Annotated in this window: 10 protein-coding genes, 1 tRNA gene and 1 pseudogene; 5 read left to right on the forward strand and 7 right to left on the reverse strand. The window is 42.3% G+C overall.

Annotated elements, in window-relative coordinates; translation table 11 throughout:
- The first annotated feature begins 211 nt into the window (after nt 1–211).
- The 3 genes from EI161_RS02765 (at nt 212) to EI161_RS02775 (ending at nt 1,784) form a co-directional block, all read left to right on the forward strand.
- A complete protein-coding gene (locus tag EI161_RS02765) occupies nt 212–739 on the forward strand; it encodes a hypothetical protein (protein WP_192528930.1) in 528 nt (175 codons plus the stop codon).
- Between the two features lie 68 nt (nt 740–807).
- The gene (locus EI161_RS02770; protein ID WP_192523137.1) at nt 808–1,632 is read left to right on the forward strand and encodes a hypothetical protein; all 825 of its coding nucleotides are present in this window, start codon (nt 808–810) and stop codon (nt 1,630–1,632) included.
- 76 nt (nt 1,633–1,708) lie between these two features.
- Nucleotides 1,709–1,784: transfer RNA gene (locus tag EI161_RS02775), tRNA-Arg, on the forward strand.
- A 114-nt stretch (nt 1,785–1,898) separates the two neighbouring features.
- Here the strand turns inward: EI161_RS02775 and EI161_RS02780 are convergent.
- The 7 genes and pseudogenes from EI161_RS02780 to EI161_RS02810 all read right to left on the reverse strand — a co-directional run bounded on the left by EI161_RS02780 (nt 1,899) and on the right by EI161_RS02810 (nt 8,465).
- Nucleotides 1,899–2,786 carry an ABC transporter ATP-binding protein gene (locus EI161_RS02780; RefSeq protein WP_192528931.1) on the reverse strand — a complete coding sequence of 296 codons (888 nt, stop codon included), beginning with the start codon at nt 2,784–2,786 and terminating at the stop codon, nt 1,899–1,901.
- A 283-nt stretch (nt 2,787–3,069) separates the two neighbouring features.
- On the reverse strand, nt 3,070–4,209 hold the full coding sequence (locus tag EI161_RS02785; protein ID WP_192528932.1) for a M14-type cytosolic carboxypeptidase: 1,140 nt from the start codon (nt 4,207–4,209) through the stop codon (nt 3,070–3,072).
- Between the two features lie 66 nt (nt 4,210–4,275).
- Nucleotides 4,276–4,718, reverse strand: a pseudogene (locus EI161_RS02790) (RNA-guided endonuclease InsQ/TnpB family protein); the annotation flags it as partial.
- Nucleotides 4,719–4,790: 72 nt separating this feature from the next.
- A complete protein-coding gene (gene icmH, locus EI161_RS02795; RefSeq protein WP_192528933.1) occupies nt 4,791–5,603 on the reverse strand; it encodes a type IVB secretion system protein IcmH/DotU in 813 nt (270 codons plus the stop codon).
- Nucleotides 5,604–5,662: 59 nt separating this feature from the next.
- A complete protein-coding gene (gene tssK, locus EI161_RS02800) occupies nt 5,663–7,006 on the reverse strand; it encodes a type VI secretion system baseplate subunit TssK (RefSeq protein ID WP_192528934.1) in 1,344 nt (447 codons plus the stop codon).
- Nucleotides 7,007–7,015: 9 nt separating this feature from the next.
- Nucleotides 7,016–7,699, reverse strand: coding sequence for a hypothetical protein (locus EI161_RS02805; RefSeq protein ID WP_192528935.1), 684 nt, complete (start codon nt 7,697–7,699; stop codon nt 7,016–7,018).
- Between the two features lie 103 nt (nt 7,700–7,802).
- Nucleotides 7,803–8,465 (reverse strand): M15 family metallopeptidase, encoded by a 663-nt coding sequence (locus EI161_RS02810; RefSeq protein ID WP_225735194.1) that lies wholly within the window; start codon nt 8,463–8,465, stop codon nt 7,803–7,805.
- A 527-nt stretch (nt 8,466–8,992) separates the two neighbouring features.
- On the opposite strand from EI161_RS02810, the gene EI161_RS02815 reads away from it, so the two are divergent.
- Both EI161_RS02815 and EI161_RS02820 read left to right on the forward strand, forming a co-directional pair.
- Nucleotides 8,993–9,985, forward strand: a complete 993-nt coding sequence (locus EI161_RS02815; protein WP_192528936.1) for a hypothetical protein — start codon at nt 8,993–8,995, stop codon at nt 9,983–9,985.
- Between the two features lie 52 nt (nt 9,986–10,037).
- The coding region (locus tag EI161_RS02820) for a transposase (protein ID WP_192528937.1) at nt 10,038–10,332 on the forward strand (295 nt) is incomplete at its 3' end.

Here is a 10,332-nt window from a genome sequence, read left to right on the forward strand (position 1 = left end):
AGTCTGTAATAGCAATGATAAGCGGTGCTCCCCCTTCAATAACAATTATCAGTGTGCCACCGATAAGAATCGTTTACTAGTATAGATACTAGCATGACAATACCTTGCGACAATTACTGTCGTCTTGATTCATCATTTAAAAAAACAGTGACGATTTTTATTTAACCATTGCCTCTTTTTTATTCTTTTATCAACGAGATACTTAAACACTATGCCCTTGCGTCCCATTGATGCCATCTTTGTTCATCCGAAACGACGTTTATATGTTGTATACTATCGTGGTGAGCTGTGGCAATTGCCACGTATGAAAATCGATGATCGATCATGGCAAAACAGAAAGCCTTATACGGATGATAGCAGTGGACTCTACCTCAGTATTCACCAAGCCATTAGCGATCCTGTTTTAGCACAGAAATTACGGACGTTGAACCTGCCTGCCGCCGTACGTGGCAGCACGTTACCTCGGTTTGAGGCATGGTGGGAAGCACATGGTTTTAAATGGCTCAAAGACAAGCTGACGACCAATCAATCGCCCTTAGCAGCGCATCAAGCGGCAAAAGCGATTGACATTCAACCTATCTCGCCCTCAAACTACCCAGCTACTCCTATAAATAACAATGATACCAATAATCGTAAAAGTGCTAAGCAAAAAGCCATGCCTGTCGCAACCGGCGCAACCGATATTTTTGCAGATATGCTGGCAGATTTAGCCGATGAAGTCTTGCATCGAAAGTTGTAAAGCAAGCTCTAGCTCTAATACAATAACTGACTCCCATATCAAGTAAACCAAAAAAAGAACGGTAATATATGAAAGACTACAAGCTGCTACTGGCTGGGCTAATTTTACTACTATTAGTAATCTTTATCGCTATCTTTACTTGGTTATGGAGTAGCAATCGTAAAAATGCAGATCCGTTACCTATTATGGCGAGTGAAAATGACAGTGCAACTGCTGGAATGAACGATGATAAAAGCACCGACTCTAAAAGCACCCTACATATTCAAGCGGAAGAAAACCTACAAGGTCCGTTGGATGATGTAATCGTCGGTTTCGAATCTCGTTATCCTCATGTGGACGTTATAACAAACTATGTAGCCTCTACTGCCCTTTTGACATTATCAAGTGATGCTTTCACTAATAATGAGCGCTCTGAGTTTCTGGTTAGTACAGACATGATTATCGCTGACGGCAACCTATCTACTGAACGTCTTGCACCACTACAAACAAAGCTAACAGCCGCTCAAGATAAAAACCATCAAACCAAAGCAAATAACAATGACCGTGCTGCCGAGGGCTCTACTGTTGATGAAAGTAATAGTGATATCAATGATAAGACGCAGGATACCGAGCGCGATAACACAGAATCTCGTACCCTAAACTCTTTCAACTATGCTTTGAAGGACGAACAAGCACTGGAAGGTGTTATTCTGACAGACAATACTATCGCCGTTAATTTTCGCAACTTTCTCCTTTCAAGTACAGGACAAAGCATATTGAAAAAGTATAATTACCATAATATTGATGGCTACCAAAACAGTGTAGATGACCTATTTAATCCGACATCACGTACAAAAAAAGCACCAGATGATGACTCAGTCAATATCGCTGATGCCCTGAGCAATGGTAAGTAAACCAAAACCTCTTTATTTATTTATCTATTACTGATTGCTTTTATAAGTGCTTTTTTTTACAATAGCACTCCATTATGCGCCTATAGCTCAACAGGATAGAGCAGTTGCCTCCTAAGCGATCGATCCGAGTTCGAGTCTTGGTGGGCGCGCCAATCATTGTATTTATACATAACCTCGCATTACCTCAAGCCCTTTAAACCCATGTCATACCTAGTTTTTAGTCTTTGTTAAATAATTGTCATTATCTACTACAGGCTTTTATCAGCTTAGCCTTTTACCGCGTTTTTTGACTGTTGCTTATCATGAGCGGTGAGAGTATGAGAGTCTGTAGGACGGGAGCTAATATCAGCCTCATGATGGCCATAGTTTTGAGTTTGCGTGTATTTACTCAGCGGGTCGGTTTCAGAGAGACCATCAGCAAATAAGCTTAAGATATTGCGGCGTTTGATATTGAGCTGATTAAGAATGAAGTTGGTGACAAAATCATTGGCAGGGTTGTGTATGGTTTCAGCGGGTTCAGCAAATTGCGCCACCTTGCCTTCTGATAGCAGTAGGATACGATCCGATAACGTCATCGCCTCTTCGGGGTCATGGGTGACGATCAAGGTAGTCAGCTGATAGCGCACGGCAATCTCACGAATGCGCGCTTTGACGGTTTCCTTAATTACTCCATCTAGTGCCGATAACGGCTCGTCTAATAACAGTATCTTTGGCTTCATCACCAATGTACGTGCCAGCGCGACACGCTGCTTTTGACCACCAGATAACTGATGAATACGCTTATTTAGATGGGCTTTGATGTCGAGCAAGTCGACCAGTTCATCGACTTCTTGTTGTGTGCTCATATTCAGATTGTTACGCAGACCATATTCGATATTTTGTTTGACACTCAGGTTGGGGAATAACGCATAGTCCTGAAAGACGATATTAAAGCCTCTTTGCCTCATGGAGACGCGGGTAATGTCCTCGCCGTTATAGGCGATGCGGCCGCCATTGATGTCGGTCAACCCCAAAATCATATGCAATAAAGTGGTCTTACCACAGCCAGATGGCCCTAAGATGGACACTATCTCACCCTTATTTATCCTGAGTGAAAGATCCTCAAATATTACCTTGTCCTCATATTTTTTTGTCACTTGTCTCAGCTCTAACATATTCACTCACCTAGTCACTTACTGTCTATTTAAATGACTGTCTATTTAATCGTCATTTATTAAATTACTTGTCTTGTGCAGCTCAGCAGTGTATCGGTCAGTTATGACACTTCGATGAAAAAGCCTTGATAATAATCTCAATAAGGGCAGTATTTACATTACCGCTTTATTATTGTTCTCTTTTTTTTGACAAAAAAATAGCGCCCTTGTAGGCGCTATTTTTAGATAGTAATAACAAGAGATATTGAAGACTCAAACAGTATCGGTGGCTAGATTTTTAAAACTAGCGTAAATCATCGACGACTGCCAACATCGCAACCAACGATGCCTCACCCAGCCTCATAGAACGCTCAGGCGACCAGCCTGTCACTGCATCAGGGCTATTATCATTGTCTTTAAAAGGCATCTCCAACGTATTGGCCAGACAATCGAAATGCTCGGCTACCCAATTGGTAGCGACGGTCATATTTGCGGTGCCTGGTGCGTCGATCTCATAGCCATATTCAGACTGAAAATCTGCACAAGCAAGCTTTAACACCTCTGAGAATCTATCACGCAAATGTGCCAGACGATCATTATAGCTTGGCGTACCCTGTGAGCCGGCTAAAAACACATATGGCAACGCTTCATCGCCGTGCACATCATAAAAGAGGTCAACGCCAGTCTCCTCCATCTTATTGATTACATAAAAGACCTCAGGGCTTTTGTCCAAGCTTGGGTTAAACCATTCGCGGTTTAAGTTGGTACCAGCAGCATTGGTCCGTAGATGTCCACGCACACTACCATCGGGGTTCATATTTGGCACGATATAGACATCGGCTTTTTCTAATAGCTGCTTGGCAGTGGCATTATCGCTGTCTAGCAACGCATATATCAGCCCCTCAACCAACCACTCTGCCATCGTCTCGCCGGGATGCTGGCGAGCGGTAATCCAAATGCTGTGTTTATGCGTTTCACTACTGCTATCACCATTACCGATTTTTACTAACGTCAAATCACGCTTATCAAGGGTCTCGCCCAGATGCTCCAACGCTACCAATGGGTGCGTTTGGACAGCCGCCAGCAGGTCTTGATGACGCTCATAACTGTATGGAGCAGAATAGGCAATTTGAATACTGTCATATTCCAAGTCTGCCACTATAGTCAACTTGCCGTCTTTATAAGTGGTAGGCAGACGGAACCAATACTCCCTATCATACGAAGCAACTGCTTGGTAGTTCTCCCACCCTGCAACGTATGAGGCCTCCCCTGCGTTGACGATATTTAAAGTGTACTGCTCACCTGCCTGACCTGTTAGGCGAAAATTAAACCACTGAAAAAATTCGCCCCCCTCGTCTGGTCGAATCGCCAATTGAATGTCGTCTTTATTTTGTGTATTGATAATATCGATATTACCTGCATCGAAATTTGCCGTGATATGCATAATTTATCCTTTATAAGTTTTATGACGGTGTTCAAACATGCAGAGCACCTTGACTTCCTCCCCTCCCTAAACGGAGGGGATTCCTACTAAAGACGGCCAAGCCCGACCGCGAGAATGTTTTTTGCTCCATTAACATCTCTATTATGGGTCGTTTTACAAGAACGACAAAACCACTCTCTTATACCAAGACCTTCTCTACCTTTCGGACTGTCTTGGCGGGAGCCGCAATTTGATCAGGTTTGGGTGCTGTACGCTTCATTGACTTCGATATAGTGGCAACCTGCGTTCGCGCATTTATAATCCAGTTGCCGCTTAATCTCAAACCAACCAGCATCATAGACGGATTTGGCCAGTTTGGATGAAGTGAATGATGTTGATTTAATCTTTCCAACAACGATTAGGCTGTTGGCTTTGACTAATTTATTGGTAAATTTATGGATTAAGTCTTGACGGGTGTTTTTAATCTTGGATTGTTTTTTGCGGTCAGCAAATATTGCAAAAGCAAGACGTTATCTGTCAAGCGACAACATATCATCACATTGCCTCAAAACGGCCAAACGATCTGGCTTTCGCTATATAGGTTATGGCAAAAATATTGAAATATGTGCCTGTTCTTTGTTTTCTTGAATGACTTGACTGTAGGCTACTATTTGATTGTTTGTCGTTTGGTTGGATAAGTACCACATTGTAGAAAAAATTGCCGTCAACAATGTGACCAACACAGCCACGATCACCCATAAGGGTGTCTCACTTGTCAAAGTATGTTTGATTTGATCAGGAATCGCCCAAAACGGAGAAAACTCGTTTTTATTACCACGTAAATGCTCAATCTCATCGCCTAGTCTAGAAATGAGATAGCGAATTTTTTCAGGGGCTTCTAACCGATACTTACCTTGAAAGCCAAGCAACATGGCATAATGATATACCTCTAATGATGCCAGTCTTTTCTCACCTTGCTCTCTCAGATGATCTAGGCGTTCAAAAAACTCATTACCTGCTACTTGCGAACCAAATAAATCTAACTGTAAAGGGTTTAGCTCCCATGCATTTTTTAAGGACTGAAACTCAGGCTCTTGTGAGGTCATGATGGTCTCATCAATTAAAGCACAATATGCATATTTTGCCTCATAGACATCCTCAGACAAAAACCCTTTTTTTCTTGCACTACTCTCAAACTTGTTCAAAAAATCATATATCTTTTGACGAAAACCTGTAGGCTCGTTACTAAAATAGCCATTGCGTAGCAAAAAAACCAAGTAAAACCCGTCATACATTATATCAATTAATGACTGACTACTGAGACGTTTGTCTAGACCATCTGTTGAAACAGTAGACGCAACCTCACCGGAGTCGAGCAAAGAAGGAACAGCTGGAGGGAATTGGTTTGTTGACATAGTGCTTTAGCCTTATAAAGTGTATCTGAATAATAGAGCTATCAAATGATAAAGTTAGGCTAAATAATAGCCATCAGTTCAATTTTTAGATCATCAAAACCATTGGGCACATAAATACAAATCGATTCAGATTTCATCATCTCATCATACAACTCTCCTGATGGCTCAATCATAAAATAACTAAAACCTGGCCTGACAGGTATGGCACTTGGCACTTGAGTAATATGAGAAATCGGCAATCCGGGCAATGCTGATAAGACTCGCTTTTCTACAGCATCAGGCGTGGCAACCTTAAAGCGTCTTGGGACCAAATTAATCAGCTCATGCATAGGTATAGAGGAACTGATTGACAAATAAAGCTGAGCACTGCGTGTGATCTTATCGCCGCTAAGCTCACCAGTATAGTAAGAAGGTCGGGTTTGCTGTAGTGGAATTGAGACAAAATTACTGGCAATAACGGTGTTTAGCAGCTCACGGATAATCGTGATAATACTCGTAAAAGCCTCATGAGCATTATCGTGCTGGTATTGTGGTAGGCTACTCACTTTATACAATGAACTAAATGTAGCAAGCTGACTGGCCACATTTAACAGTGCTTCATAGAGACGTTCTGGATGTAGCTTTGGCTGGTTATACAGATGGCTAAGCTGAGAGTAGGACGTATTGAGCGCATGCAACAACCAAAAAGAAGCAATATCAGCAGCACGAAACTCTAGCAAATCATTACTGGTCTGCCGATGGTGATCATATAAGGCAGTTGATTTAGTGTTTATCATGGTCATCAAGCGATACAGCTGACTGAGCAAAGCAGGGTTGCTCTTGATATGTAGACTTGGCACGATATAGTCGGAATCCACTTGATACATGCCTTGTGTGGTTCTCTCAAGCTTGGCTATCAGTAGCGAGATCGTGTCTTGGCTTGGCGGCTGGTTAGTACCGTTTATTTGCAAGCTTGGTGAGAGCTTGACCACATCAATCATGGCGGGTGCGGCCTGAGTATATAAATCCGACGCCTCAATGGTCTCTTTGCTGTATCTTGTCGGATTGTCATTACTTGAGCCTTGGATATTACTGCCATTGTTTTGTATGATCTCTAAGCTTAAATAGACATATAGCTCATCACCAAGGTCTTGACCTTCAAGCGTAAGTGGCTTTGGCAGCAAATCAGTACGCGGTGCTTGATATATCGTACCATCTGGCAGTATGCAGAATATATGCTCAGCCGCTAGTATATTACTATCTAATAACTGCTCGTCCATCTGTATACCTACGATACCATAAGTATAAGGGTGCGTAATTGACATAGTAAGCGCACGCTGAGCATGGTGATAACTGTCCTGCATTTGAAAGTGCTGAGGACGTAAAAACAAACCCTCGCCCCACAATACATTATGTTTGCTCACAATAATCTCCTACAAACAGCTGACCAATGGTTGCTGATAATAATTAAGTTTTTGGGTAAAGTCAGGTGCAAGCTCAGGATTGACTCCTGAGGTAATATTCACATCACACGCACCAATATTGAGAGTCAGGGGGGTATCAAAATCTAGACTACTTAACGGGATCACAAACTGTGAACGCTTTTTTGTGTATCTTAGATTGAGCTTAATAGCAATAAAATCCATGCCCTGGGGAATAGACAACGTTACATTATTCTGACGATTAGGAATTACGCTAAACTCTTTAGAAGCAAGTGTTTCTATATCTGCCAATTGCTCTTTGTTTTCTAAAAAAGCAATGTACGCTGTACTTGCGGTAGCGCTATTTGATCGCCCTGCATTGGCATCAGCCAGTGGGTGAACCTCAACTGTAATACGCTGACGTTTGAGCGCTTCTTGCAAAGACTGCTGCTCTTCACTCATAGCCTCAAGACGCTGTTGCTGCATTTTTAGCTGTGCCTTAAGCGCTGCTAGCTCCGCTTTAGAATCAGAGTCCGCTATTATATTTTTTAAGCTACCCGCTAATGTCGATGCTCCATCTGATGGCGCCTCTCCTGTAGCAGTTATCTCAGGCTTGGCACTACAGCCAACCAACATTACCCCCGACAATGCACTCATAATCGCGATTGCGCCTGCCAGCCTTTTTGCTTGATTCATATTAATTATCTGCCCTACTACGTTATTTAATGGTTAAAACAATGGATGGTTGTTTCTTTTATCAATGAGTTATCATGACTGCTGCTCTGGTAACAACGTAATGCTATTGACTGGTTAAAATCTCGGCCATATCAGGACGACCAAGTACGCCTTTTTTACGTAGTTCAACATGACCTAAGTCCATCATCTTCCAGTCACCACCCCAAACCAAGCCAGCAGATTTCGCTACTTCGCCGTACAGCCTATAACCTTGCATGGCCCAAGGATCTTTTTCACTAATGACAATTTTTCCATTTCTGATAAACGCACTATCCCCTGCCAGCCCAAACTGATGATAGCTTTTGTAAGAGCCAGCTTTGGTAACATGACTGCCTTTTTTTAGTAGCCTTGCTTGACGCACAGGACTGCGATACCCCTCAAGCAGCACCATATCGTAACCATACTGCTCGCTCATGACTTTGTAAACTGTCAGTAACCGCTGAACAAAGTCTGAATTCATTTTTTTCCAATTGCGGTCGGCATTCTTAATATTAATATGCCCATTGATAAGATGAGATGACAAGATATCGTCTGAGTAGACTGCTGTGTCATCCATTGTCTGAATATCCATGTTTGGTTCTGCCCTCAGTAGAGACGAGCCAGATTGTGACATAGTAGAGTTAGTATTGGACCAATAACCTATATCTACCTGTTCTGCTCGATAACTGGCAATTTCGGCATCTAACTGTTCAAACAAATCTTCAGGTGGTGGAGGTGGAGGTCTCAACCGCTCACCCAACAGTATTTGATTAACCTGTAGATTCGCATTAGAAGCGACAGTATCAGCATGATAGACAGCCAATGAATGGGTGTTTAACAGCAAATAACATAGGCCCACTGTCGTTATAATTATCAATGATGAGAGCAGCGTTACCACTGAACTCTTTTTTCGATAGGAGGTCAAACTCTTATTAATATGACGATAGCCACTCATTACAGCTTTATTAAGCGTCGATAAATTTGGATATCTATAACAACCGGAGACAGCACGCACGCGACCTTTTAGTGTGTACCGAAGACGGCTATATAGCTGCGGATCAAATAAGGTGATTATCACAACGATAGAAAGCACAGTGAACAGCACAGCAATCAGGTAGACCATAATGTAAATGACAAAAACCAAAAAAAATAATAAACAATTGCAGGATAAGTTAGGGCGTTATTGTAGCAACGATGCTCTAAATATCATAGAATACCCTGCAATAATACCTATCAGTTGTTCGTTAGTTCCACAAGCTGAGTTGAGAATAATCGATGAATATAAAAAAAACGGTCGTTAAATATAGTCGACAAATCTTAGGCGCCATACTAGTCATTCATCTATTATTGGCTTGGATGTATTTTTCAGACAACACTCAGCAGCTAACTATAGTCAACATTGTCTTATGGTTTATCGCAGTGCCTGTATTATTGATGGGCTTTATTTTTGCGCTCAATACATGGAAAAAAAGCGCTCAAAACCCATCCAGTAATGCCGATAAGTCTGAAGAAAATGTTCCGCCTATCCAACCACCTTTATCTTATCACCTGTATATTCAAAGTAGCGTGTGCCTACCAGAAGGCAGTAACTGGCTCGATATCAGTAATGACCAACAAGACCTGACTGTCTTAAGCGACCAACTATCTGATATCGACGGTATGCCAGTATTAACCAAACCCATTCCTGATATTGATCATCCTATTCGAACAACATATGATGACGAGGTCCCATCTGATGCTACTTTACGAGTAAAAACCATCATGCAGGCCTTATTACATGCTCACAGTGAGACTATCTTTTTAATCGCAGAGCATCTATCAGCAACACTATCGACTGAAAACGAGCATAACGCTGCAATAGAGGCACATCCAAAGTGGCAGCAACACTACATCGTCAAAAACACCCCATCGGCAACGGAGCCAGCTCTGCCTGATAGCAGGCCTTCTATCGATCTATCGGTATTTTTATGTCTCCCTAAAGAGGCAGATGCGTCAATACTCAAAAGCGTTTTGAGCGAGCAGCTTTACGAGTTCACCTTGCCTACAGAAGCTTTTACTATCGATAGCATAATCATAGAAGACAACACTCCTGATCACGAATCAGATGGCAGTTTGACCGATAGTAGTGGCAGTCCTGATCACTTCATCAACAGTTATCTTGCAGCCTTATCCATGTCTGACACTCCCAAGGTCTGCATGCTGCTCATCGCAGACTCACAGATCAGTGAGGACTGGATAGCGCTAAATACAGTCAATGTAGTGGCATAATAAAATTGGACAGCTTCTAAGAGGTTATAATAACCCAAAGAAGGAAACTAGTATGACCAACAATCGCAATCAATATACCCGAGAATTCAAGCTTGAAGCCATCAGCTTAGTGACTGAGCATAAGCGTAAAATACCTGATGTAGCAAGCTCACTTGGCATTGGCAAATCCACCCTGCAGAAATGGCTGAGTCAGTATCGACAAGAAACGAATGGCCAAGCACCTAAAGTCGGCAACGCTTTAACGGATGAACAACGCGAGCTACAAGAATTGCGTAAGCAGGTTAAGCGACTCACTATGGAGCGCGACATATTAAAAAAGGCTTCTGCTCTGCTGGCCTTGGACAGCC

Origin of the sequence: Psychrobacter sp. FME5, from assembly GCF_014861375.1 — a bacterium.
Classification (GTDB): domain Bacteria; phylum Pseudomonadota; class Gammaproteobacteria; order Pseudomonadales; family Moraxellaceae; genus Psychrobacter.